This window comes from Hafnia alvei (assembly GCF_034424155.1).
Taxonomy (GTDB): Bacteria; Pseudomonadota; Gammaproteobacteria; order Enterobacterales; family Enterobacteriaceae; genus Hafnia; species Hafnia alvei.
Window position 1 is genome coordinate 3,391,349 of sequence record NZ_CP139992.1, and the last position, 23,821, is coordinate 3,415,169.

The 23,821-nt window shown below is 47.6% G+C and carries 23 protein-coding genes, 1 other RNA gene, 1 pseudogene and 1 other annotated feature; of the genes and pseudogenes, 12 read left to right on the forward strand and 13 right to left on the reverse strand.

Features of this window, described 5'->3' with window-relative positions; translation table 11 throughout:
- Nucleotides 1–86: 86 nt before the first annotated feature.
- The 5 genes from recR to U0008_RS15880 all read right to left on the reverse strand — a co-directional run bounded on the left by recR (nt 87) and on the right by U0008_RS15880 (nt 4,536).
- Entirely contained in the window at nt 87–692 is a 606-nt protein-coding gene (gene recR / locus U0008_RS15860) for a recombination mediator RecR (RefSeq protein ID WP_040045699.1), read from the reverse strand.
- Entirely contained in the window at nt 692–1,021 is a 330-nt protein-coding gene (locus U0008_RS15865) for a YbaB/EbfC family nucleoid-associated protein (RefSeq protein ID WP_004091772.1), read from the reverse strand. The genes recR and U0008_RS15865 overlap by 1 nt, the downstream gene beginning before the upstream one ends.
- Nucleotides 1,022–1,071: 50 nt before the next feature.
- Complete coding sequence (gene dnaX, locus U0008_RS15870; RefSeq protein WP_043494975.1) at nt 1,072–3,072, reverse strand: DNA polymerase III subunit gamma/tau; 2,001 nt, start codon at nt 3,070–3,072, stop codon at nt 1,072–1,074.
- Nucleotides 1,675–1,739, reverse strand: a sequence feature (DnaX frameshifting element). (Overlaps the previous gene by 65 nt.)
- A 346-nt stretch (nt 3,073–3,418) precedes the next feature.
- Nucleotides 3,419–3,970, reverse strand: coding sequence for an adenine phosphoribosyltransferase (gene apt / locus U0008_RS15875; RefSeq protein ID WP_025799929.1), 552 nt, complete (start codon nt 3,968–3,970; stop codon nt 3,419–3,421).
- Between the two features lie 185 nt (nt 3,971–4,155).
- Nucleotides 4,156–4,536 carry a DUF454 family protein gene (locus U0008_RS15880; protein WP_043494977.1) on the reverse strand — a complete coding sequence of 127 codons (381 nt, stop codon included), beginning with the start codon at nt 4,534–4,536 and terminating at the stop codon, nt 4,156–4,158.
- Between the two features lie 131 nt (nt 4,537–4,667).
- On the opposite strand from U0008_RS15880, the gene priC reads away from it, so the two are divergent.
- From priC to U0008_RS15900, 4 genes are all read left to right on the forward strand, one after another.
- Nucleotides 4,668–5,210, forward strand: a complete 543-nt coding sequence (gene priC, locus U0008_RS15885; RefSeq protein ID WP_043494980.1) for a primosomal replication protein PriC — start codon at nt 4,668–4,670, stop codon at nt 5,208–5,210.
- 180 nt (nt 5,211–5,390) lie between these two features.
- The gene (locus U0008_RS15890) at nt 5,391–5,639 is read left to right on the forward strand and encodes a GlsB/YeaQ/YmgE family stress response membrane protein (protein ID WP_025799936.1); all 249 of its coding nucleotides are present in this window, start codon (nt 5,391–5,393) and stop codon (nt 5,637–5,639) included.
- A 9-nt stretch (nt 5,640–5,648) separates the two neighbouring features.
- Nucleotides 5,649–5,828 carry a pleiotropic regulatory protein RsmS gene (gene rsmS / locus U0008_RS15895; RefSeq protein ID WP_040045695.1) on the forward strand — a complete coding sequence of 60 codons (180 nt, stop codon included), beginning with the start codon at nt 5,649–5,651 and terminating at the stop codon, nt 5,826–5,828.
- Between the two features lie 469 nt (nt 5,829–6,297).
- Nucleotides 6,298–7,818 carry a sensor domain-containing diguanylate cyclase gene (locus U0008_RS15900; RefSeq protein WP_043494983.1) on the forward strand — a complete coding sequence of 507 codons (1,521 nt, stop codon included), beginning with the start codon at nt 6,298–6,300 and terminating at the stop codon, nt 7,816–7,818.
- Nucleotides 7,819–7,979: 161 nt separating this feature from the next.
- Here U0008_RS15900 and mscK read toward each other — a convergent pair whose 3' ends face one another.
- The 3 genes from mscK to acrR all read right to left on the reverse strand — a co-directional run bounded on the left by mscK (nt 7,980) and on the right by acrR (nt 12,567).
- Entirely contained in the window at nt 7,980–11,345 is a 3,366-nt protein-coding gene (gene mscK, locus U0008_RS15905) for a mechanosensitive channel MscK (protein ID WP_043494985.1), read from the reverse strand.
- A gap of 164 nt (nt 11,346–11,509) precedes the next feature.
- The gene (locus U0008_RS15910; protein ID WP_043494987.1) at nt 11,510–11,863 is read right to left on the reverse strand and encodes a DsrE/DsrF/TusD sulfur relay family protein; all 354 of its coding nucleotides are present in this window, start codon (nt 11,861–11,863) and stop codon (nt 11,510–11,512) included.
- Nucleotides 11,863–12,567 carry a multidrug efflux transporter transcriptional repressor AcrR gene (acrR, locus tag U0008_RS15915; RefSeq protein WP_025799945.1) on the reverse strand — a complete coding sequence of 235 codons (705 nt, stop codon included), beginning with the start codon at nt 12,565–12,567 and terminating at the stop codon, nt 11,863–11,865. The genes U0008_RS15910 and acrR overlap by 1 nt, the downstream gene beginning before the upstream one ends.
- A gap of 139 nt (nt 12,568–12,706) precedes the next feature.
- Here acrR and U0008_RS15920 point away from each other — a divergent pair, with 139 nt between their 5' ends.
- The 6 genes and pseudogenes from U0008_RS15920 (at nt 12,707) to U0008_RS15945 (ending at nt 18,773) form a co-directional block, all read left to right on the forward strand.
- Nucleotides 12,707–13,897 (forward strand): efflux RND transporter periplasmic adaptor subunit, encoded by a 1,191-nt coding sequence (locus tag U0008_RS15920; protein ID WP_025799947.1) that lies wholly within the window; start codon nt 12,707–12,709, stop codon nt 13,895–13,897.
- A 45-nt stretch (nt 13,898–13,942) separates the two neighbouring features.
- Nucleotides 13,943–17,095: pseudogene (locus U0008_RS15925) on the forward strand (efflux RND transporter permease subunit).
- A 160-nt stretch (nt 17,096–17,255) separates the two neighbouring features.
- On the forward strand, nt 17,256–17,528 hold the full coding sequence (locus U0008_RS15930; RefSeq protein WP_043494989.1) for a type B 50S ribosomal protein L31: 273 nt from the start codon (nt 17,256–17,258) through the stop codon (nt 17,526–17,528).
- Nucleotides 17,528–17,668 carry a type B 50S ribosomal protein L36 gene (gene ykgO / locus U0008_RS15935; protein WP_004091741.1) on the forward strand — a complete coding sequence of 47 codons (141 nt, stop codon included), beginning with the start codon at nt 17,528–17,530 and terminating at the stop codon, nt 17,666–17,668. Before U0008_RS15930 ends, ykgO begins: the two co-directional genes overlap by 1 nt.
- A gap of 513 nt (nt 17,669–18,181) precedes the next feature.
- Nucleotides 18,182–18,550, forward strand: a complete 369-nt coding sequence (gene tomB, locus U0008_RS15940) for an Hha toxicity modulator TomB (RefSeq protein WP_043494991.1) — start codon at nt 18,182–18,184, stop codon at nt 18,548–18,550.
- 19 nt (nt 18,551–18,569) lie between these two features.
- Entirely contained in the window at nt 18,570–18,773 is a 204-nt protein-coding gene (locus tag U0008_RS15945) for an HHA domain-containing protein (RefSeq protein ID WP_025799954.1), read from the forward strand.
- Between the two features lie 199 nt (nt 18,774–18,972).
- Here U0008_RS15945 and U0008_RS15950 read toward each other — a convergent pair whose 3' ends face one another.
- Both U0008_RS15950 and ffs read right to left on the reverse strand, forming a co-directional pair.
- Nucleotides 18,973–19,395: a lysozyme inhibitor LprI family protein gene (locus tag U0008_RS15950; protein WP_226929814.1), complete on the reverse strand. Its 423-nt coding sequence runs from the start codon at nt 19,393–19,395 to the stop codon at nt 18,973–18,975.
- 183 nt (nt 19,396–19,578) lie between these two features.
- An RNA gene (gene ffs / locus U0008_RS15955) (signal recognition particle sRNA small type) lies at nt 19,579–19,675 on the reverse strand.
- A gap of 203 nt (nt 19,676–19,878) precedes the next feature.
- Between ffs and U0008_RS15960 the strand changes: the two genes are divergently transcribed.
- Nucleotides 19,879–20,217: an MGMT family protein gene (locus U0008_RS15960; protein ID WP_043494994.1), complete on the forward strand. Its 339-nt coding sequence runs from the start codon at nt 19,879–19,881 to the stop codon at nt 20,215–20,217.
- A gap of 47 nt (nt 20,218–20,264) precedes the next feature.
- Here the strand turns inward: U0008_RS15960 and U0008_RS15965 are convergent, their stop codons facing one another.
- Entirely contained in the window at nt 20,265–20,783 is a 519-nt protein-coding gene (locus U0008_RS15965; protein ID WP_025799960.1) for a YbaY family lipoprotein, read from the reverse strand.
- Nucleotides 20,784–21,075: 292 nt separating this feature from the next.
- Between U0008_RS15965 and tesB the strand changes: the two genes are divergently transcribed.
- The gene (gene tesB / locus U0008_RS15970) at nt 21,076–21,936 is read left to right on the forward strand and encodes an acyl-CoA thioesterase II (protein WP_043494996.1); all 861 of its coding nucleotides are present in this window, start codon (nt 21,076–21,078) and stop codon (nt 21,934–21,936) included.
- Nucleotides 21,937–22,017: 81 nt separating this feature from the next.
- Here tesB and amtB read toward each other — a convergent pair whose 3' ends face one another.
- On the reverse strand, nt 22,018–23,307 hold the full coding sequence (gene amtB, locus U0008_RS15975) for an ammonium transporter AmtB (protein WP_043495009.1): 1,290 nt from the start codon (nt 23,305–23,307) through the stop codon (nt 22,018–22,020).
- A 33-nt stretch (nt 23,308–23,340) separates the two neighbouring features.
- Nucleotides 23,341–23,679, reverse strand: a complete 339-nt coding sequence (gene glnK, locus U0008_RS15980; protein ID WP_004091732.1) for a P-II family nitrogen regulator — start codon at nt 23,677–23,679, stop codon at nt 23,341–23,343.
- Nucleotides 23,680–23,821: the final 142 nt, after the last annotated feature.

Consider the following 23,821-nt stretch of genomic DNA (forward strand, 5'->3'; position numbering starts at 1 on the left):
AAAAATACAATCGAGGAAAAAAGAAATGCGGCGTGTAACCCAGATCACTTTATGAGTGGGTAAATTACACGCCGGTCAGGCAGAGGTTAAAAACGAACGGGGTTACGTCCGGCCAGAGAGTGCGACAAAGTAGTGCCGTCCACCATCTCAAGCTCACCGCCAACGGGAACACCGTGGGCAATGCGGGAAGCCAATACGCCGTGAGCATTGCACATTTCAGCAATGTAGTTCGCGGTTGCTTCGCCTTCAACCGTTGGGTTAGTGGCCAAAATCACCTCGGTGAGTGACTCCTGTCCCAAACGCTCTTCCAAGCGATCTAAACCGATATCCTGCGGGCCGATACCGTCCAGCGGGGACAAATGCCCCATCAGAACAAAGTAACGGCCTGAGAATTGCCCGGTTTGCTCTATCGCATGGATATCTGCTGGGCTTTCGACCACGCAGATTTGTCCATTTTCTTTACGACGCGAGTTAGAACAAATCGTACATATATCCTGTTCGGTAAATGTACGACAGTCTTCACAATGGCCGATTTCCGACATCGCTCGGGTAAGCGCCTGCGCCAGACGCATTCCACCGCTGCGATCGCGCTGCAGCATGTGGAATGCCATGCGCTGCGCCGACTTCGGGCCAACGCCCGGCAGGCAGCGCAGTGCTTCCATTAATGATTCAAGAAGCGGGCTGGTTTGCATCAGAATGGCATCTTGAAGCCCGGCGGTAACTGCATACCGCTGGAAACTGAAGCCATTTTTTCTTTCTGAGTTTCTTCAATACGGCGTGCCGCATCGTTGAACGCGGCAGCGATCAGATCTTCCAGCATCTCTTTATCGTCTTCCATCAGGCTTGGATCGATTTCGATACGACGGCAGTTATGCGCACCGTTGATGGTCACTTTTACCAGACCCGCGCCAGATTCACCGGTCACTTCCAGCTGAGCGATCTCTTCCTGCACTTTCGCCATTTTGTCTTGCATTTGCTGGGCTTGCTTCATCAGGTTGCCCAATCCGCCTTTACCAAACATAGTGTTCTCTCTTTGCGTGGGGCTGTGTCGGCCTTGTGCTGACACAGCGGTTAAACAGGGCGGATGCTCTCTTCATCCAGTTCGGCGTCAAAGAAACGTCGCAAAGTCTGGATGTTGCTATCCGCAGCAATGGACTGGCGAGCCTGCGCCAGTTTTTCTTCGTAAATCGCCTGCCGCCATTCCAGCGGCGTGAGTCGTTCTGGATTATCGTCTTCGATAATCGTCAGCTCAACTGGGCGACCATAATGTTCACTCAGCGCCTGAGACAAAGTCTGCTGCGCAGAAGCGGAGTTTAAATGACGTTGCGAAGAACGTAAATGCAGAAGCACTTTGCCCTCTTCTGCCGGTTCACGAAACGCATTCAATGCCAGCTGCTGAACCAGTTTTGGCAGACGTAGCTGATTTAACTCAGCCGCCCATTCATCACGGGTCAACGATTCCTCAGCCAGCTTGGCGGCAAGCTCAGGCGTTTTTTCATACTCTAGCGCGGTGCGCAACGCTTTCGGCGTAGCAATTTCTTCGCGCTTGGCCTCTACCGCTTTGGTTTGTGCTTTCCAGCGGTAGGCTTCTTTCTTGGACGGTTTCGCTTCTGCCGCGGCAGCTTGACGCTGCTGGCTGCGCTCCGTCACTGATGCCAAACGCTCCAGTGCTGAGCTTGCCGGCCGCGCGGTTACTGGCGCTGCCGGCTCATTCTTTTTTGGGTCAGTTCCCCCACCCGCTTTCTGTCGTAGCTGACTTCGAGCCTGTAATAGCTGGGCGGTGGCATCCGAAAGCCCGGCCGGTTTTGCCGCAGGCTGTGCCGGAGCCACGTTCTGCGGTTGGAACTGCCCCGCTGGCGGCATGGTATTCTGCTGTGGCGCTGTATTCTGCGCTGGCATGTAACCAGACGTCGAATGAGCCCCGCCTTGCGCAGGCATGGTCGGCAACGCCGTTTGCGGTGCGGCAACAGGTTCAGCAATCACGGCTTTGGGATGAAACGCCAGCGCACGCAGCAGCGTCATTTCCACGCCCATGCGACGATCTGGCGCATAAGTTAATTCTTTGCGGCCTGTCAGTAACACCTGATAGAACAGCTGTAAATCTGACGGCGGCAGCGTACGCGCCAATTCACGCAGGCGCTGCTCAACGGAAATATAGTGGCTGTCTAACGCATTTGGCAGCAGTTGCAGCATCGCGATGCGGTGCAGCAGAGTCAGGGTTTCAATCAGCAGATTTTCCCAATCAACTCCGCGTGAAGCCGCCTGTTCAACCAGCGCCATGACTTTCTCGCCATCGGCATCCACCAGCGCCTCAATAATCGCCAGTGGCTGCTCGTCATCTAGGGTGCCGAGCATTTGGCCAACGGTTTCTGCTGTAATTTGGCCCAGCCCCATCGCAATCGCCTGATCGGTGAGGCTCAATGCATCGCGCATACTGCCTTCGGCGGCACGCGCCAGCAGTTGCAATGCGCGCGGCTCGGCGGTTAATCCTTCCGCGGTGGAAATTTTTTCCAACTGGGTGCGGATCTGCTCAACGTCTAAGGCTTTGAGATGAAACTGTAGGCAACGAGACAAAATCGTTACCGGCAGTTTTTGGGGATCTGTCGTCGCCAGCAGGAATTTGACATGTGGAGGCGGCTCTTCCAGCGTTTTCAACAGCGCATTAAAGCTGTGGCGGGAAAGCATGTGCACTTCGTCGATCAAATAGACTTTGAAACGACCACGCGCAGGCGCGTACTGAACGTTATCCAGCAGATCGCGGGTATCTTCAACTTTGGTTCGCGAGGCGGCGTCGATCTCCAGCAAATCCACAAAACGGCCCTGCTCAATCTCACGGCAATTATCACACACGCCGCATGGCGTTGAGGTGATGCCGGTTTCGCAGTTAAGCCCTTTCGCCAAAAGGCGCGCGATGCTGGTTTTACCCACGCCGCGAGTGCCGGAAAACAGATAGGCGTGATGAATACGCCCTAAAGAAAGGCCGTTTGCTAGCGCGGTCAGAACATGTTCCTGACCCACGACGTCAGAAAACGTTTGTGGACGCCACTTACGGGCAAGTACCTGATAGCTCATTGATACTCATCATTGATTTGTAAGGGGTAATTTCAGTATGACTGCAAAAACCGCGATGCTGATCGGGGTTATCATATACCGACCGGGGGTTCATTCTGTTCAACGAACTCGTTATATATGGTGCTAAACAGAAAGATCTCAACTTATGATTACGCTCAGCCGCATTATGACGAGCTATTTCTGTATTGTAACAGCAGCTTTATGTTGATTCCTAATTACTTTCGGCGCGGTGAACGAGAGGGTTTTGTGACCTTACGCGCTCGGTATATCTCGTGGTCTGAAAAATACAAAAGCCCCGTATTAACGGGGCCTTATCTCAGCGATGGTGGATGCCTGTCACCGGTAATTAATGACCAGCAAAGTCAACGAGGCTATAGCAATTGATGCCTTGCGCGGTCAGACGAGCTTCGCCGCCCAGTTCTGGCAAATCAATGATAAACGCCGCATCGGTCACCACGCCGCCTAAACGACGGATCAGTTTCACCGTGGCTTCAATGGTGCCACCGGTTGCCAGCAGATCGTCAATGACTAAAACGTTATCGCCAGGCTGGATGGCATCCTGATGGATTTCCAGCGTGTCGGTACCGTATTCCAGTTCATAGCTTTCGCTTAACGTAGCACGCGGCAGCTTGCCCGGCTTACGCACAGGAACAAAGCCTACGCCCAACGCCAGTGCCACAGGCGCTCCGAACAGAAAACCACGGGCTTCGGTGCCCACGACTTTGGTTACGCCGGTGTTACGGTAGCGTTCAACAAGCAGCTCGATGCTCAGTGCATAGGCTTTTGGGTCTTCCAGCATGCTGGTGACGTCGCGGAACAAAATCCCTGGTTTTGGATAGTCCGGGATAGTCTTAATGCTTTCTCTAAGGAATTCGATTTGTTGTGCTGTAGCGGTCATAAAATTGTTGCCTGATAAAACAGCGGGTCCGGGCTAACGCAAGCCACCTGAACTTCCCCCGATACGTGGCCTGTAGTCTCAGACCTGCGGTGTTCGGTATAGAGCAAAGGGACAGGAGGTAACCCGCGCACGAAAACGCTCAAATCTATTGAAACTGGCGAACAAATGCAACTGTAGAGTTCATTTCACGGTGTTTTTTCTTGCTCTGCATCAATTACCGGCAGGCGCCACATAAAGATCAGCAGGCAGGCCAAAATCACCAGCAGCAATATACGTACCCACCACATGTTCACCAACCACAACGAAAGCGCGAAGGTCAGAATAATAAAAATAATGGCCTTTGGCTTAGCTCCTGATGGCAAACCACGATGTTTTTGCCAGTGGCGTAAATAGCCGCCAAACCAAGAATTATACAATAGCCAGTGGTGAAAACGCGGTGACGAACGAGAAAAACACCAAGCCGCCACCAGCAGGAAGGGCGTGGTTGGTAATAAAGGCAAAATGGCGCCTAGGCAAGCCAGTCCAAAAGCGAACCAGCCCAAAACAATGAGTAATATGCGTTGCATGATGTCTCTTGCCCTACTCCCCACGACTCCATTACCATCTGATGTTACATGAGCATTGCACCGAAAGTCATGGGTGATAACTATTCCGCCCTCCTTCTTTAAGCCCGATAATCACCGCTAAGGTATCTCTGATGTCAAGCCAACAGCTTTTACAGGTGTTAGAACAGCGCATCATCCAACTGGAGCTCTCGCTAAAAAATAGCGGTTATATCCCGACCCGACAGCCACGTTTTGATCGTGCTCTTTTTGCCAGCGTCGAAACAGGCCTGAAGGATTATTTGCAAGAACTGCGCGGTAATTTTGTAAAACTCACTGATGCCGTAAAGCGTAACCATACACAGCAGGTCAGTTTTTTGGCTGAACGTTTAGTCGCTCAGATCGAAGCGCTACAGCGAGAGTTCGCCACACAGCAGTTGCGCCGCCAAGATGCTAAAAGTCGGCGTTCACCGCTTTCCATTATGCAACAGAAATTAGCAGAAAATCAGGGCTATGAGCGCCGTTTAAATGACATGCTCTATGAGCGTGAAAGCCAGCTTGGACAGTGTCAAACGTTGCAGCAGCAACAAGGGATTCAGCAAGAACTCGTGGCCTTAGAGGGACGTTTAAGTCGTTGTCGCCAAGCGCTGAAAAAAATTGAAAAACAAATAGAACAAATGGAGCTTGGCTTTTCCTAAAATTCTGAAAATAACCCATTTATGCAGAAAGTCGTTCTATTCATCCTACAAACAAATAAAATGATGTGGCCTTCATGGTGAGGGCTTATTTCTATCTATAATTATCAAAGCTTTCTTCTCTGATATCGCATTCGATGTCATCAGAACTAGCGCTAAATATTTGTTTAAGGGAGACGTATCGTGGGCATTATTTCTTGGGTCATTCTTGGTCTTATTGTCGGCATTTTGGCTAAATGGTTCATGCCAGGCAAAGATGGCGGCGGTTTCTTTATGACCGTTATTTTGGGTATTGCTGGTGCATTAGTCGGTGGCTACATCAGCTCATTCTTTGGAATGGGAAGCGTCACCGGTTTTAATTTCGTGAGCCTGATTATTTCAATTCTGGGTGCTATGCTGTTGCTGTTCATCTATCGCAAATTGAAAAACTAAGGAAAGGTTATGTCACTCGAGAAAGCAGCGCCTGAAGTGCAACTTGCCGTCGATCTGATCTATCTACTGGAAAGCAACGATCTCGGTCCTGAAGTCGTGTTAGCCGCCTTAGAAATAGTCAAAAACGACTATGAAACTAAACTATCGCGCAAAAAACACCAGACAACTTCGCCACTCAGCAACGTATAGCCTCTCGAGTCATATCTTAAGGAGCCAAATGGCTCCTTTTTTATTTAAGAATAATTCGCATTGAAATTTCTTATTATAATTAATATATGTCTTGGTTTGTTTTTATAAAAATCCTATTTATTTATACCACTAACACTTATTGGTTATATTATATTTATCATGCTAACCATAGTTAGAAATATCTTATTAAAAATATTTTTTGATATTGGAAATAGAACTTCCCAACTACAGTTATTAACGGGAAAAAAACATTCCAGATAGTTAATTAACGACGGAAGATTTATTTCCTTAATACGTTAAATTGATTTCCCTCAAGATCATTTTATGATCGATGGAATATTATTATCCATCTTGATATATTCATTAATCCTATAAAGTTTATTATAAATAACGTATTATTTATTTTGGTAAAGGAATTACCTCCAGATAGCTATTCTGGTTACTCAATGCAACATAAGCCTCTTAATTTATGATTTCTACTTTGCAAAAACCATGGTCAGTTAAAAAGCAGGTTCACCTAGCGATTCTCACGCTAGCACTTCCACTGATCGTTCTCTATGTCTGGTTCTATCAGCACGTGAAGCAAGAGACGTATCATAATATCGATGAGACACTAGCATTCATCACACACAATACGGCTATGCAGTCAGTTGACCGACAAATTAAAGATATCAAAAATAGTGCCATCGCACTTGCGATCCAAGCATCGCCAAGTGAATCTCGTATGTTCATTGATTCAGATGAGAGCAATCTAAAGAAAATTGTGGCGTATGCCATTAATGCTAATCGCCATTTCACCAATATTCTGGTGTGGATCGATGGCGCGGGTTTTAACAGTATTCCAAAGATAGAATCTCCCTCATACGATCCGAAAGAGCGCCCTTGGTTTCCACGCGATACCCTAAAGAATAACTGGGTACGTTTCTCAATGCCCTATAGCGATGAGTTTACTCATCATAATGTTTTAACTATATCGAAAAACCTGAATGACGATCAGGGTGTTCGCTATGGCGCGTTATCTATGGATTTAGATCTGGCGGCAATGAGTCTACCGTTAAAAGAGATAGCCTTACCATTAAATGGGAAATTAGCCGTAGTCCATCATTCTGGTCAGATTGTCATGCACGCCAATCCTCAAGAAATTACCTTGCCGATTGCTCATCCAGAATGGTTGAAACAAATGACGGATGCCGAAGGCTATTTTTATGATGAAAACTCAGGCATTCATGTTTATTACCATTCGTTTACCAACCCTGATTGGCATCTTATTCTCACCGTCGAGGAGAATAAAATCGAGGCTTTAATTGCTGAGTCAACGCAACCGATGTTGATCTTGGCCATTGTCACGGTAATGCTCTATATCACAGTGGCGGTACTTTGGAACACGAGCCTGCAACGCATGCTAAGCGAGCTACTGGCAACAATACGCAGTGGCAGCATGGATGAAAAAACATCCGATCTCGCCAGCGTCTATTCTGAAATTAAAAAGCAGCACCGAGCTAGAGCAGAAGCGAATAAAGCCGCGATTGAAGATAGCCTGACGGGATTATTCAATCGTCGCTATTTTGATGAGCGCTTGCCCAGCCTAATTGAAAACAGAGTCCCTTTCTTTTTGGCCATGATTGATATTGATAACTTTAAACAAATCAACGATCGTTTTGGCCATCCCGTGGGCGATGAAGTGTTAAAATATATCGGCAAAGTCGGTCAGGAAATTGCAGGGCCTCAAGGATTGTTGTGCCGCTATGGCGGTGAAGAATTAGTGATGCTGATTTTGAACAGCGACACCAGCAGCGTGGTACATCTGCTCGATAAATGGCGTATCGCCGTTGACCAGAAACAGTGGCACGAGGCAGGCTTGCATGTCACCTTCAGCGGTGGACTCACCCAATGGCAGGGTGAAACCGCAGAGGAAATATTAAAAATCGCTGACGACTATTTATATACCGCGAAGCATAACGGGAAGAACAATATCGTCACTAAGGCTTAATTTTGAAGCTGCGAATTCAGTTAACAGCTTCAGTTAACGACGTCAGTTAACAATAGGAAGCTTATAGCGTTAATTAAGCAGGATATTTAATGCTTAAACAAACGCCGTAAGCTTCCGTTAAAACTGGCAGAAGCGAAAATCACATCAAAGCCACAGCGTGATTATGCCAATGACTCATCACCGGCTTTACCGTCCAGATCTTTTTTGATCACCTGAACTTCCTTGCCTTCTTGGTTATGCAGATACACTTCTAACTGGTTAAACGCGATATTAATGTCGTTTTCACGGCAAAGCTGATCGATTCGACGGTTCAGCTCATCAACCGTATAGCTGCGGTCGCGAAGTTCACGTACGTATAAACGCAGCTCATGATCTAATGTGCTCGCTCCAAACGCTAAGAAGAATACCTGCGGTTCGGGATCGGTCATCACGCGTGGGTTTTCTTTAGCCGCTTGCAGGAGAATCTGCTTCACTTTGTCCAGATCCGAACCATAGGCGACCCCCACTTTTATGAGTAAGCGGGTTGTAGTATCGGATAATGACCAGTTGATCAACCGTTCTGTCACAAACGCCTTATTCGGGATAATCACCTCTTTACGATCAAAATCCGTGATCGTGGTGGCGCGAATACGAATTCGACTTACCGTGCCTGAGAACGTCCCGATAGTAATAGTATCGCCAATGCGAATTGGACGCTCAAAGAGGATAATGAGACCAGAGATGAAGTTTCCGAAAATCTCCTGCAAACCAAAACCTAGACCAACCGATAACCCTGCGGCAAGGAACTGTAGCTTGTCCCATGATACCCCCAGCGAACCGAAGAAGATTATCGTCCCCACCACGATAATCAAATAGGTAAGAACCGTGGTGATGGCATAGGAAGAGCCTTGGCGCATTTGAATACGCGAGAGCACCAGCACTTCGAGCAGACCCGGTAAGTTGCGCGTTAAAATATAGGCAATAACCACTGACACTAAAGCAAAGAGCACGCTGCCTAGCGTTACGGCCTGTAAGGTCTGATTTGCACCTGAACCGCTGCTGTAATGCCACAGGGTGATGCTGTCAAGGTAGGAGATCACCGTGACTAAATCGGACCAAATCCAATACAAAACACAGCCAAAGATGAGGAATAGCACCATCGTCGTCAGGCGTAATGACTGGCTATTAATCTGATCAATCGCCAATGGCGGTTCTTCAATCGGCTCTGAACCCTCCGCACCTTCACGTGCGGTATTTTGCTGGCGGCGAGCCAAAGCACGTCGATAGGCTAAGCGCCGTGCGGCAACGCTTAGTCCACGGATAGCCGTCGCATAAATAATGGTCCACAGGATCATTAAATAGAGGCTATCAAGCCAGCGCAGTCCTAGGCTTAGCGTGGTATAGAGGTAGCCAAACGCGGTAAGAACCATCAGCACCAACGGTGTCATAGCTAATAGCGTCACCATGATGAGTCGTACGGTGTGAGAGTTTTTCTCGCGCCATGCATCACGGCAAATTGGGAAAACAAAAGCGGTAATCAGCGCTAAGGTGATAAGCACCGCAACCTGACCAATCACATCCTCACTCAGACGCAACGGTGCTTTTTCACCCAATACACACCAGAAAATCAGCGGGATTAACGTGACCCCAACTCGTCGGGTCACGCGGCGATAGTGCGCGCACAGCAGCGGAGAGAGATTAAAATGTTTCTCCGATACACCTTCCGGCGCTAACAGGCGATATGTGGTGCTGATAACCATCCAGAACATGGCAAACTGCAACGACAGCGACCACATAAAGTTATTAATGCTGATATCCGAGCGATAGCACCAAAAGCCCAGTGCCAATATCAATAGCGTGCCGGGCAATCCTTTCACCATCAGCAGCCCAATGGCTTTTGGTGTATGCAGCTGTGTGTCACGTTTTAATTGGCCGACTTCGTTACCAAGCTTTTCCAGAAGCTCATTAATTCTACAATAGCGCCAACGGAACAGGCCGAAGAGGATCAGCAAAGGAATGAAAACGAACATGGAGCTCAGCGCACCTTCAGCCAACGCTCCCGGCGTAAGGTCAAAGTGCAGAGATTGGGCCTGAACTTTTAACGCATTTGGAAGATCCATAAACCAATTGAGGTTCATTGGCTTATTACTGCTCACCCAGAAAATTTGTTGGGTCAACGTATGTTGCAGGTATTCATTTACGCTCAGCAACTGTTGCTGATTAATCTGCAGGCTAATTGCTAAGGTTAACTGGCTGCCGAGCTGCTTATTGAGCTGATCCAACAGCTCACGGCGAGCATCAACAATATCTTCGAGCGCGCTAACCACATCGTCAGACGGTTTATCCTTATTTTGGCTAAGCAACTGCGTGACGTAATCCGTTCCTTGGAACAGCGCATCACGCTTTTCATTGATGTCGAACTGTTCCAAACGTAAATCAGCAATCTGCGTAGCAACATCGTTAGTCAATTTTTCCGTCGGCAGATTTTGTTGTTGCTGATAGAGAATGCGCGACAGCAGCAAACTGCCCTTCAGCACCGTTATCTGCTCTTTCAAATTGCGCTCTGCCTGTAGAGAGCGATCTAGCCAGTTTTTGATGCGGATATTTTCCTGAACCAGCGTGTTCACGCCTTCGGTCGCTTCAATTAACCGCTTACTCAATTGGCGGTTAATATCGAGCTCACGCCCAATAACAGGATCCTGCTGAATATCTTGCGTGGCATCATCGGGGTTTTGCGCTTCCTGCGCCGTCTTTTCAGACTGCGTTAACCGCTTGCCGTTTTCAACTTCACGAACCAGCTGAACCATGTGCTCTAACTGATTGATTCTGGCATTAGCGTAGTCACGCTGCTTTTGCAGGGAATCTTGTAATGCGGTGTTAGCCGACAAGCTTTGGCGCTGGTAGTCGAGAGACATATTCAGCATCGCCATTTGCGTATTCAACATGTTTTGCTGTGTTGGACGCATATTGCTGGGATCGGATAACGCGTTTCGAATTTGCTGAATCTGCTGTGACGTCGCCATCATGCTGCTTTGCGCACGCTCTGGCTGGGTCTGAAGAGAAATAAGCTGACTATTAAAATTCGCTAAATCTTCCTGCGCGCTTTGTAGGTCATCCAGCGTGCTGCCCATTTTATTTTCTAGCTGGCGCAAAGAAAGCGTCGACAGCGACGAACGCGTGATGGCTTCGCTATCGGCCTGTTGAATAGACTCTAATCCGCTGAGTGCCTGATTTAGCTTGAGTGGAGCTTGTTGAATCTGCTGTTTAAGCTGCTGGCTTTCCTGCTTGATGCGGTCGATACCGTCGAGGTATTCGAGCGTTTTCATCAAATCCTGCTGCGAAAGCTTTTCTCCCGGCGACAGCGATTTCTGCTTACCTAAAGAATCTAACTGATTCTGTACTTCAGCCCGCGTCGATATATCGCCGCTCAGCGCTAAAGCATAATCAGGAACCAATAAAATAAGCACACTAATAATTAATGAAATTAAATAAAACTGTGCGCGCCGAGTTAATTGAACAGAGCGTAACGTAATGCAGCCAGCCATCATGGGAAGAGATCGTTTAACGGGAAGAGTAGATTAGCGTAGCACGAAGATATTAAGACAATGAATAGGCAAAAGCCGAAAATGAAATCTATTTTTTATCCAATAAATAAGGACGATATTTGTGTGGGAATTAATCCCTATCGTCCCAATTACGGTTCAATACTAAATTAGAACGTAAGCACCTTATCTGCGGCTAGCGTCCACTGAGCTAGCTCAACTAACGTTCCAATCTCAACCCCGTCAATCAACGGTAATGTGCTGATTCCACGGCCATCGGCGCAGGTTTTACACAGTTTAAAAGGCACCTGCTGAGCGGTCAGAATTTCAATCATTTGCTGAAGGTTATAGCCCTCATGAGGCTTCTGCCCAGCCAAACCCGATGTGACAGCATCAGACATCATAAAGATTTTCAGTTCAATCTCGCCCTGCTGCTCTTTCATCGCAATAGCCAAGCGCAGTGCGTTAAACAATGATTCTTGGCCATAACCAGCACCATTGGCGATCAAAACAATTTTCTGCATTAGGATTTCCCTCTGTTAAGCGGCGTCATCGCCACCGCGCATGCCGGCGCTTCAAACGGCATGCTAACAGCGCCATGCAGGAGATGTTCGCTGTACTTGATCATGTCGATAAAGCTGTCGACCATAAATGAAGCTTCTTCTTTCAAATCAAAGCTTTCTGGTAAAAATAACCAGCTTTCCATTATACCCGTTATATACGAGCGCATCATTACCGCTGTGCGCCGAGTATTAAGTTCAGCAGGCAACTGTTGACACTCAATACAGTTACGTAGCACATTTTCGATGCGCTCAAAATTTTCGAGGTACAAAATCTTGCGAATATCAACTAAAGAACGCATCTCGCCGACAAATTCGCATTTATGAAATATAATTTCCATCAACGCTTTACGGCGTGGGTCGTCCACGGTTGCGACCAAGATATAAATTAGGATTTCGCGTAAAATCCTAAGTGGATTATCTGGATACTTTGCTTGATACTCTATCTCTAAGTCACTGACTTTTGATTCGGTCAGGTTCCAGACTTCATTAAAAAGGTCTACTTTATTTTTAAAGTGCCAATAAATCGCGCCACGCGTTACACCAGCTGCGTTGGCAATATCCGTTAGAGAGGTAGCGGACACACCGCGTGCGGAAAACTCACATACTGCCGCTTCAAGTATTTGCAGTCGGGTTGCTTGAGCTTGCTCTTTGGTTTTTCGTGCCATGGCGTTATATTTTTAATGTGCTTTGATTTACATACATTCATGAATGTATGTACCATAACATGCAGTTTTAATTAGCGCAGCAATGGGTTTTCACAAATGAATCAATACCCATTTAACAATCGAACTCTTGAGGTTATCTATGAATAAAAACAGAGGGTTAACGCCTCTGGCGGCCGTGCTAATGTTTTCTGGTAGTTTACTTCTTACAGGATGTAACGACGGAAACGAGCAAAAAGGTCAGCAAAGCGCACCTGAGGTGGGTGTTGTCACGCTGAAAGCTGAGCCGTTGAACGTCACCACTGAGCTTCCTGGTCGTACATCTGCATATCGCATCGCAGAAGTTCGCCCACAGGTTGGCGGCATCATCCTTAAGCGTAACTTCGTGGAAGGCAGCGACATTCAGGCCGGTTCTTCACTGTATCAAATCGATCCAGCAACTTATCAGGCCGCTTATGACAGCGCGCGTGGCGATTTGGCCAAAGCTGAAGCCGCTGCAAACATCGCTCACCTGACAGTCAATCGCTATAAGACATTAGTCGGTACTAAGTACATCAGTCAGCAAGAATACGATACCGCCGTTGCCGATGCGCGTCAGGCCGATGCAGCCGTTACCGCGGCAAAAGCCGCAGTAGAAACTGCACGTATCAATCTGGCGTATACCAAAGTCACTTCACCAATCAGCGGTCGTATTGGTAAATCTAGCGTGACCGAGGGTGCTTTGGTGACTTCAAATCAGGCTAATGCGCTGGCAACCGTTCAGCAACTGGACCCGATTTATGTCGACGTGACTCAGTCAAGCAACGACTTCCTGCGTTTAAAAGAAGAGCTGGCTAACGGCACTTTAGAACAGGAAGGCGGTAAGGCTAAGGCTGAGCTTGTGTTGGAAAATGGTCAGGTCTACGCACAGAAAGGCTCTCTAGAGTTTTCTGACGTCACCGTTGATGAAAGCACTGGCTCAATCACTATTCGCGCCGTGTTCCCAAATCCTAAAGGCGATTTGTTGCCTGGCATGTTTGTGCGCGCTCGTCTGGATGAAGGGATCAAAAACAATGCGTTGCTCGTACCGCAGCAAGGCGTCACCCGTAATCCTCGTGGTGAAGCAACCGTCATGTTAGTCGGTGCCGACAACAAAGTTGAAAACCGTACCGTAACCGCAGCGCAAGCCATCGGTGACAAATGGTTGGTGACTGATGGTCTGAAATCCGGTGACAAAGTGATTGTGACTGGCTTGCAGAAAGTTCGTCCAGGTGTGCAAGTGAAAGTAGAAGAAGCTTCTGCAGGGAACGCTTCAACAAAAGATGCAGCGGCTAGCGAACCGAAGAAGTCTTAAGTGATGCTCGTTGCTGATACATTGATAAAAAGGAGCCAGTAATTCATGGCTAAGTTTTTTATAGATCGACCTATATTCGCCTGGGTTATCGCCATCATTATCATGCTGGCCGGTACGCTAGCGATTATGAAACTACCGGTGGCGCAATATCCAACGATTGCCCCACCGGCGGTGTCGATCTCCGCAGTCTACCCTGGTGCTGATGCGCAGACGGTGCAGGACACGGTGACACAGATTATCGAACAGAACATGAACGGTATCGATAATCTGATGTACATGTCCTCAACCAGCGACTCATCGGGTAGCGTGTCGATCACGCTTACCTTCCAGTCTGGTACTGACCCGGATATCGCACAGGTTCAGGTGTAGAACAAATTGCAGCTAGCAACGCCGTTGCTGCCGCAAGAAGTTCAGCAGCAAGGGATCAGCGTTGAGAAATCCAGTAGTAGCTTCCTGATGGTTGCTGGCTTTATTTCTGAAGACGGAAGTATGTCTCAGGATGATATCGCCGACTACGTGGCTTCCAACATTAAAGATCCGATCAGCCGTTCCGAAGGGATTGGTGACGTACAGCTGTTTGGTGCCCAGTACGCGATGCGTATCTGGTTAGACCCAAATAAGCTGAACAACTACCAGATGACCCCTCTGGACGTGATCAACCAGATCAAAATCCAGAACAACCAGATTGCAGCCGGCCAATTAGGTGGTGCTCCTCCGGTTCCTGGCCAGCAGTTGAACGCCTCAATCATTGCGCAAACACGCTTACAGACACCGGAAGAATTCGGCAAGATCCTGATGAAGGTTCAAACCGATGGTTCTCGCGTACTGCTGCGTGATGTTGCCAAGATTGAGCTAGGCGGCGAAAACTATAACGTTATTGCACGCTTTAACGGCAAACCTGCCGCAGGTCTGGGGATTAAACTGGCAACCGGCGCTAACGCATTGGATGCCGCTGAAGGGGTTAAAAAAGAGCTGGCTAAATTGCAGCCCTTCTTCCCTGCCAGCATGAAGGTTGTTTATCCATATGACACCACGCCGTTCGTTAAGATTTCCATCAACGAAGTTGTGAAAACGTTGCTGGAAGCTATCGTGCTGGTGTTCTTGGTTATGTATCTGTTCCTGCAGAACATTCGCGCAACCCTGATCCCAACCATCGCGGTTCCGGTGGTACTGTTAGGGACCTTTGCTGTTCTATCGGCCTTTGGCTATTCGATAAACACCCTAACCATGTTTGGTATGGTGCTTGCGATAGGCCTCTTGGTGGATGACGCCATCGTTGTGGTGGAAAACGTTGAGCGTGTTATGGCCGAAGAGGGCCTACCACCAAAAGAAGCAACGCGTAAATCCATGGAGCAGATTCAGGGCGCCTTGGTGGGGATTGCGATGGTACTGTCCGCAGTATTTATCCCAATGGCATTCTTCGGTGGCTCAACCGGTGCGATTTACCGTCAGTTCTCCATCACTATCGTTTCCGCGATGGTGCTGTCAGTACTGGTGGCGATGATCCTAACACCGGCTCTGTGTGCCACCATGCTCAAACCGATCGAAAAAGGCGGCCACGGTAAAACCACCGGCTTCTTTGGTTGGTTTAACAACATGTTCGATAAGAGCACCGAGCACTATACGAATTCCGTTGCGGGCATTCTGCGTGGTACCGGTCGTTATCTGCTGATTTACCTGATTATCGTTGTCGGTATGGGTCTGTTGTTTGTCCGTATGCCAACGTCATTCTTACCGGATGAAGATCAGGGTATTGCTCTGACCATGGTTCAGTTACCGGCTGGTGCAACGCAAGAACGTACCAACAAGGTTCTAGCAGAAGTCACTGATTACTTCTTGGATAAAGAAAAAGCTAACGTTCAATCCGTCTTTACCGTCAGCGGCTTCGGCTTCAGCGGTCAAGGCCAGAACAACGGCTTGGCCTTCGTCAGCTTGAAACCTTGGGATGAACGTACCGGCGCCGATAATAAGGTTCCGGCCATTATCGCCCGTGCAACTGGCGCATTCAGTAAGATTAAAGATGGCTTGGTGTTCCCATTCAACCTGCCAGCGATTATCGAACTGGGTACGGCAACCGGCTTTGACTTTGAACTTATCGATCAGGCTGGCCTTGGCCATGAAAAACTGACCGAAGCGCGTAATCAGCTGTTAGGCATGGCCGCACAGCATCCAGACACCGTGGTTCGTGTACGTCCAAACGGTTTGGAAGATACGCCGCAGTTCAAGATCATTGTCGATCAGGAAAAAGCACAGGCGTTAGGCGTTTCGATTTCAGACATCAACCAAACGCTGTCTACCGCGCTGGGTGGTACTTATGTGAACGACTTCATCGACCGCGGTCGTGTGAAGAAAGTTTACGTACAGGCTGATGCGCCATATCGTATGCTGCCGAACGATATCAATAACTACTATGTCCGTGGTGATGCAGGACAAATGGTACCGTTCTCAGCGTTCTCATCATCAAAATGGGAATATGGTTCTCCGCGTCTGGAACGTTATAACGGCCTGCCATCCATGGAAATCCTTGGGGAAGCGGCACCGGGTAAAAGTACCGGTGAAGCCATGGCGCTGATGGAAGAGTTGGTGACCAAGTTGCCTACCGGTATCGGTTATGACTGGACAGGAATGTCCTATCAGGAACGTCTATCAGGTAACCAGGCTCCGGCGCTGTATGCCATCTCGCTCATCGTGGTCTTCCTGTGTCTGGCAGCATTGTATGAAAGCTGGTCAATTCCGTTCTCCGTTATGCTCGTGGTTCCATTGGGCGTTATCGGTGCACTGTTGGCAGCAACAATGCGTGGTATGAACAACGACGTTTACTTCCAGGTAGGCTTGTTGACGACCATCGGACTTTCAGCCAAAAACGCCATACTTATCGTCGAGTTTGCTAAAGACTTGATGGATAAAGAAGGTAAAGGGCTGATTGAAGCGACGTTAGAAGCGGTACGCATGCGTCTACGCCCAATTCTGATGACGTCTCTGGCATTTATGCTGGGTGTTCTGCCATTGGCTATCAGCTCCGGTGCTGGCTCTGGCGCACAGAATGCGGTAGGTACAGGCGTAATGGGCGGTATGGTTACAGCAACTATTCTGGCCATCTTCTTCGTACCGATGTTCTTTGTGGTCGTTCGTCGTCGCTTTAATAAAGGCGGTGAAGACATCGAACATAGCCACCCTGTTGACCACCAGGTGAAATAGTTCATTTTCCTCCTAAAAAGGCCGCATATGCGGCCTTTTTTATTGCCCTTCTTGCTCGCTTTTCATCAGTTTAAAAATCCTGATCAACAATCCGCTTGCATCGGCAAAAAATGCGTCGCATAATAATTGTTATGTTATAACATTAATGAAGAGCAAGAAAATGAAAACCAATATCCATCCAAACTATCGCACCGTGGTTTTCCACGACACAACGGCAGACGCCTATTACAAAATCGGTTCAACGATCCAATCCGACCGCTCTATCGAGTTGGATGGGGCAAGTTATCCGTATGTCACGCTAGATGTCTCTTCCGCTTCGCATCCGTATTACACAGGGAAGCAGAAAGAGTTTTCTAAAGAAGGCAGCGCAGCCAAATTCCAGCAACGTTTCGGTCACTTTATGACGAAGAAAAAAACCGCAGAGGCCAACTAATGCAAGTCTTAAGCTCATTACGATCCGCCAAAAAGCGCCACCCAGATTGTAAAATCGTAAAACGCCATGGCCGCATATTCGTTATTTGTAAGTCAAACCCACGCTTCAAAGCCGTGCAAGGAGGAAAGAAAAAACGCTAAATATGACCCTTTTTACTCACCACAGCCCCACATTGTGGGGCTGCTGCTACCTCTTCATCTCGTTATCCTGTTTACTCTGCGTTATGCCCAATCTTACATCCAACATATTGAAAAAAAACAAATCAGCTTTTTAGTACTTCGTTAGCACACCGAGACACATAAACACAGCGTAATAAAAGGTAAAATTCCCTTGGTTAGATGCCTATTTGTGCAATAATCATAAAGAGATAATTATCTTCAAGTCATTACCCTATGCTTAATTAGTTAAACACCTTTAGAACCGCAAGGATGATTTGCTTTAGAGTTTTCTGAAAAGTGTTTAAAAAACACGCGAAGCGTCTTAATTAAATACTTATTAACACAAATTATCGCCAATCTAGATGTGCTTTTGCTATGATGCTGCGGCCTTTAGTAATGCTGATGGTTGTACACTGCTTTTGATGTTTATTGTTGTGCTTCACGACGACATAGACTAATTCGTTGAGACAACGTTGAGCAAGATGGAGGCATGATATGGATGAGTACACGTCTTATCAGCACGATATAACTGAACTGAAATACCTGTGTAATATGCTGTATAATCAGGGAATGGAAGTTCTGAGTGATAGCTATCATGGCTGGGTTAATGACCCAACTGCTGTAGCTAATCTGCAACTCAATGAATTAAACGAACATATCGCAACGTTCGGTTTAACGTTCAAGATTAAGTATCCAAAGAGTTCAGAATTAACTGAAATATTAGATGAGTATCTTGACGAAACTTACAGTCTGTTTAGTAATTACAGCATAAACGAACCAGAACTAAAAAAATGGCTTAAAGTAAAAGGCCGTATTTTGCGTTATTTAGCGGGTGAAAAACCAGCATCCGCGTTGAACTTTTAACCTTAGATCAGGAGTTCCTATGACTAAAATTGATTACCTTATGCGCTTACGAAAGTGTACAACGTTAGAAACTTTAGAGCGCGTAATTGAAAAAAACAAATATGAGCTATCCGACGATGAGCTAGAAACTTTCTACTCAGCCGCTGACCATCGTTTGGCCGAACTCACCATGAACAAACTGTATGATAAGATCCCTGCTGAAGTTTGGAAGTATGTTCGCTAAATAGTTAACCTAAATTATCACCTAAGAAATTACCTTTATTTATTGCTTAACGATTAATAAACACTTTTATCAATTGGATTAATCATCAGTGGTTTTCCATTTGTATTTTTGCATCTTACATTAGATGCTACTGTTTCAGCAGCCAGAAAGAAAAACAGTAAAGGCCAATAACGCTTATATACGCTGGCCTTTGCTTGCTCTATTCACCCGATAAGTTCGTACTACGACGCAATCTATCTAGGTCAATAGCTTTTTCTTTAATCACATTGAGCTTGGTTTCAGCCGCAACCAGACCCCATACGGTCCCCTGCTCTTGTTGGTAAAACGCATTTATCGCTAGAAAGTAATCATCTTTATATTTAACCCACCCTCTTTGCGCAATTTTTAGTTTTTCCTGAGCAGCCACTGATTGATCTTTGAGTAATAACTTATATTGATTATTTAACTCGGCATCCCACGCTTTCATGGCAGTCTGGTAACAGCTAGAAATAGCTTGTGTCGCAGAAGCCACATTTTTACAGCGTGCCAGGGAATCATCGATATCCTTTCCCAAAGGCGCTTTTGCATGTGCTGATACGCTGCATAAAAATAGCACTATTGTCAGTAACCCTTTTTTCATCATGACAACCTCATCAATACATCCAATAGAAAGAATATATACACCTTCTGTCACATTTGCATATTACAGCTGTGATAAAACGATCATAGATAGGGCAATACAACGAATTTGAGAATAGCTGACTAAAGATGAAAAAAACGAATGATTTTACGTTAAGAAAATATGGGGGGCTTAAATGGGTGGAGGCCCTGCCAGCTACATCCCGGCACACACGTCGCCTGCTGCGGCTGCTTCCTTCCGGATCTGACCGAGTTCACAAGTTAGCGTTGCGGGAGAACCAACAGGGCCTCCATTGATGAGCAACTGAATGATTACTGCATAACGTCATGCATCACTTCAGTGCGGGGGCATTATCAGTGATGACTCGGCGAAAAGCAAGGCTAAGGCTGCCGAACGTCGTTTTATTAAACAATCATTTTATCCATCAGCCCCTTATGGCAAACTGCGTTCATACCATGAGCCACTCATTTTGAATTTCAATGCCTTATGCCAAACGATACCCCATCGGTACCTGAAGATAACTTTCGCCAACGTGTTTTGATGTCAATTCACGCTATCCCCTATGGAAAAGTGGCAACATATGGGCAAATAGCTCGCCTTGCGGGGTCTTCACGCGCGGCACGACAGGTCGGTGGTATTTTACGCAAGCTCCCTAAGGGCTCATCAATTCCCTGGTATCGCGTCGTCAATCGTAGCGGCAACATCTCTCTGATTGGCCCTGACTACACGCGCCAACGTACTGCTCTGCAAGATGAAGGCATCACCTTCAACGCGAGCGGCGTTATCGATTTGGCTCTTTACGGATGGGATCCATCGCAGCCATAAAAAAACCTGCCACAGTCGGCAGGTTTTTCATATCGCCTAAACGAATATTAGAAAGGTGATGTTCCTTCAACCTTCTTTTTTTCACTCAGCACGGTGGCAGCACCATCAGCAGAAACAGGCACCAAGACCAGATCTTTCTGCGTACCCGCGTTGTTATTTACCACTTCATTCAACGTATCGGTGATGAACACTAAGCGACCGTCGACTTTGATTGCCGCGCTCAGGTTAATGCGCTGGTTTGGCTGAATATCCTGAGGATTGAACGGCAGAACAAAGTTATAAGGTGGCTGTTTGCCATCGGTGCGGAACACTTTCTGTGACAGCACGCGAGCAGGCGCATCCGCCAGAGAAACATCGGCTAAGGTGACCGTAACTTCCGCATTTGGTGGCAAAGCGATACGCTGACGAATATTCACGCTACCGCGCACCGCTGGGCCGCTAATCTGCGACGCATCTGCAGTCACTTGATTACCTGGAGCAGGCGTTGGGACATCAGCAGCATTTGAAGAGCAGCCAGCAACCGTTGCGGTCATCAGTACACCACCTACAATTTTCCAGAGTTTCATAAGTTCGGTCTCCTTCCTTTTATTTTTGTTGTCGAATGCCTATCTACAAAAGCATATTAAGCAACCGACACGAGCCTCTTAAAATAGTTTCTTAAACTAAGATACTTGATAAGCATGGCACAAAGCGCTGAGTTTTCCAGTTTTATCTACTTTACATTAACATTTTCAGATAATTGAACCCTAGAAACGATGGCGAACCCTTAAATAGTTTTGTGATAAGTTCTGCCATAATTGATAATGCAGTTGGGAGTTTCGCTCCTGTTTTCAACACTGGTTAATTAGGATCTCACTCATGAGTCAGGCATTAAAAAATTTACTCGATCTGTTAGATCTGGAAAAAATTGAAGAAGGGATCTATCGCGGGCAGAGTGAAGATCTTGGCTTACGTCAAGTTTTTGGCGGTCAGGTGGTTGGTCAAGCGCTCTATGCCGCGAAACAAACGGTGCCTTTAGAGCGCAATATTCACTCCTTTCACAGCTATTTCCTCCGCCCCGGCGATAGCAGCCAGCCGATAATCTATGACGTTGAAAATCTGCGTGACGGTAATAGTTTCAGCGCGCGCAGGGTGAAGGCGGTGCAACACGGTAAACCTATTTTCTACATGACGGCATCTTTCCAAACTGCCGAACAGGGTTTCGAACATCAGAACGTGATGCCCGATGTACCAGCGCCTGAATCATTAAAATCTGAATCTGAAATTGCCAGTAGCATGGCACACCTCATCCCAGAATCCGTGCGTGAAAAATTTACCTGCGAAAAACCGTTAGAAATGCGTCCGGTGAGCTTCCATAACCCTTTGATGGGCAAAGTAGAAGAACCTATCCGTAACGTTTGGTTCAAAGCCAATGGCGAAATGCCTGACGACCCACGCATTCATCAGTACTTACTGGGATATGCGTCCGATTTCAATTTCTTGCCAACCGCCTTACAGCCACACGGTAAAGGGTTCTTAGAGCCTGGCATGCAGGTCGCAACGATTGACCATTCGATGTGGTTCCATCGCCCGTTCCGCTTGGATGAGTGGTTGCTTTATGCGGTTGAGAGCACCTCTGCGTCTGGCGCTCGCGGTTTTGTACGAGGACAATTTTACAACCGAGCCGGTGAACTGATTGCCTCTACGGTTCAGGAAGGCGTGATCCGCCAGCGTTCGTAAAATCCAAATATCATCCATATAACAAAAGGGCGGATTTCTCCGCCCTTTTCACATCTGCAATTGCACGATTGAAGAAGAAAACTACTGGTTGTAAGCGTTCTCACCGTGGCTATTGACGTCCAGACCTTCGCGCTCTTGTTCTTCCGGCACACGCAGACCTACACAAACATCGGCAATCTTAAAGGCAATTAACGCAGCCACGCCAGACCAAACGATACAGACCACAACGCTGAGTGCCTGCACGCCGAACTGATGGCCCATGGTCACCCCTTCGGCATAGCCGGTTCCTCCCAAAGACGTTGCGGTTAGGATCCCCGTGGCTAAACATCCCACGATACCGCACACACCATGCACGCCGAATACGTCACAGGTATCATCCACCTTCAGCCAGCGTTTCAGCATCACCACGCCCCACAACCCAGCGACACCCGCAATCAAGCCGAGCAATAGCGCGCCACCCACACCAACGGTGCCCGCGGCAGGCGTCACCGCAACCAGCCCAGCGATGCAGCCTGAACACGCACCCAGCAGAGACGGCTTTCCGCGCGTCATCCACTCCGCTAATACCCAAGACAGAATCGCCCCCGCCGTCGCCACAACCGTATTCACAAAGGCCAGCGCGGCAATTTCATTCGCTGCACTTGCCGAGCCTGCGTTAAAGCCAAACCAGCCGATATACAGAATCGCAGTCCCCATAAAGACCATCGGTAGGTTATGAGGCTTAAAGGCTTCTTTGCCAAATCCTGCACGCTTACCTAGCAGATACGCACCGACCAAACCGGCAATCGCCGCATTAATATGCACGACCGTTCCACCTGCAAAGTCCAGCGCGCCGTCTGCCGCTAAATATCCACCGCCCCACACCATATGAGCCATCGGAATATAAGAGATCGTAAACCACAGTACGGCAAAAATTAGCACCGCCGAAAAACGAATACGTTCTGCAAACGAGCCCACAATCAGACCCACGGTAATACAGGCGAATGAGCCCTGAAACGCAACGTGGATCATCTTGTAGAATGAGCCGGTTAAATCGGTTAGCCCAATGCCTTTCAGCATCACTTCATCTAGATTACCGAAAATGGCGTTACCAGCACCAAACGCCAAAGAGTAGCCATAGACAACCCACAGCACACAGATAGCGGCAAACGTCACCATTACCTGCGTCATCAGCGACAGCACGTTTTTAGAACGTAATAATCCACCGTAAAATAGGCCAATGCCAGGGATGGTCATAAACAGAACGAGCGCAGTACAAATCATCATAAAGGCGTTATCAGCCTTGTCTGCTACGGCTGGCGTTGCGGCCATAGCGGCACTGGGTAGTAATAAAGCACTCCCCAGAGCTAAAGTGGATAAGCGTGTTTTCATCATTAATCCATCCCTATCTGTGTGAGTTATTAATTACAGAGCCGCTTCGTCGGTTTCACCGGTACGAATGCGAATAACGCGCTGTAGTTCGGCAACAAAGATTTTTCCGTCGCCAATTTTTCCGGTGTAGGCTGATTTGCTGATGACATCAATCACCTCATCGAGCTGATCGTCAGCAATCGCCACATCAATTTTCACTTTCGGCAAGAAATTCACGTTGTACTCTGCCCCACGATATAACTCGGCGTGGCCTTTTTGGCGGCCAAATCCCTTTACCTCGGTAACGGTCAATCCCTGGATCCCAACAGAGGAAAGGGCTTCACGTACGTCTTCCAGTTTGAACGGCTTAATCACCACGGTTACAAGCTTCATACGGCCTCTCCTCACATGACTCCGAATAATTTCGTCTACGCATTGATATGAGCAAAGGCTATGCCAACTTTATATAAGGCTAGTTGATGGAAGAAAATGCTGGTTTTAGGGAGGGAGAGACTCGGTTACAGCAGATAAAACG

Bases quoted from the DNA above. Each gene is read 5' to 3' on its own strand.
- recR (WP_040045699.1), bottom strand. From the start codon at position 692: ATGCAAACCAGCCCGCTTCTTGAATCATTAATGGAAGCACTGCGCTGC.
- U0008_RS15865 (WP_004091772.1), bottom strand. From the start codon at position 1,021: ATGTTTGGTAAAGGCGGATTGGGCAACCTGATGAAGCAAGCCCAGCAA.
- dnaX (WP_043494975.1), bottom strand. From the start codon at position 3,072: ATGAGCTATCAGGTACTTGCCCGTAAGTGGCGTCCACAAACGTTTTCT.
- apt (WP_025799929.1), bottom strand. From the start codon at position 3,970: ATGACCGCTACAGCACAACAAATCGAATTCCTTAGAGAAAGCATTAAG.
- U0008_RS15880 (WP_043494977.1), bottom strand. From the start codon at position 4,536: ATGCAACGCATATTACTCATTGTTTTGGGCTGGTTCGCTTTTGGACTG.
- priC (WP_043494980.1), top strand. From the start codon at position 4,668: ATGTCAAGCCAACAGCTTTTACAGGTGTTAGAACAGCGCATCATCCAA.
- rsmS (WP_040045695.1), top strand. From the start codon at position 5,649: ATGTCACTCGAGAAAGCAGCGCCTGAAGTGCAACTTGCCGTCGATCTG.
- U0008_RS15900 (WP_043494983.1), top strand. From the start codon at position 6,298: ATGATTTCTACTTTGCAAAAACCATGGTCAGTTAAAAAGCAGGTTCAC.
- mscK (WP_043494985.1), bottom strand. From the start codon at position 11,345: ATGATGGCTGGCTGCATTACGTTACGCTCTGTTCAATTAACTCGGCGC.
- U0008_RS15910 (WP_043494987.1), bottom strand. From the start codon at position 11,863: ATGCAGAAAATTGTTTTGATCGCCAATGGTGCTGGTTATGGCCAAGAA.
- acrR (WP_025799945.1), bottom strand. From the start codon at position 12,567: ATGGCACGAAAAACCAAAGAGCAAGCTCAAGCAACCCGACTGCAAATA.
- U0008_RS15920 (WP_025799947.1), top strand. From the start codon at position 12,707: ATGAATAAAAACAGAGGGTTAACGCCTCTGGCGGCCGTGCTAATGTTT.
- U0008_RS15930 (WP_043494989.1), top strand. From the start codon at position 17,256: ATGAAAACCAATATCCATCCAAACTATCGCACCGTGGTTTTCCACGAC.
- ykgO (WP_004091741.1), top strand. From the start codon at position 17,528: ATGCAAGTCTTAAGCTCATTACGATCCGCCAAAAAGCGCCACCCAGAT.
- tomB (WP_043494991.1), top strand. From the start codon at position 18,182: ATGGATGAGTACACGTCTTATCAGCACGATATAACTGAACTGAAATAC.
- U0008_RS15945 (WP_025799954.1), top strand. From the start codon at position 18,570: ATGACTAAAATTGATTACCTTATGCGCTTACGAAAGTGTACAACGTTA.
- U0008_RS15950 (WP_226929814.1), bottom strand. From the start codon at position 19,395: ATGATGAAAAAAGGGTTACTGACAATAGTGCTATTTTTATGCAGCGTA.
- U0008_RS15960 (WP_043494994.1), top strand. From the start codon at position 19,879: ATGCCAAACGATACCCCATCGGTACCTGAAGATAACTTTCGCCAACGT.
- U0008_RS15965 (WP_025799960.1), bottom strand. From the start codon at position 20,783: ATGAAACTCTGGAAAATTGTAGGTGGTGTACTGATGACCGCAACGGTT.
- tesB (WP_043494996.1), top strand. From the start codon at position 21,076: ATGAGTCAGGCATTAAAAAATTTACTCGATCTGTTAGATCTGGAAAAA.
- amtB (WP_043495009.1), bottom strand. From the start codon at position 23,307: ATGAAAACACGCTTATCCACTTTAGCTCTGGGGAGTGCTTTATTACTA.
- glnK (WP_004091732.1), bottom strand. From the start codon at position 23,679: ATGAAGCTTGTAACCGTGGTGATTAAGCCGTTCAAACTGGAAGACGTA.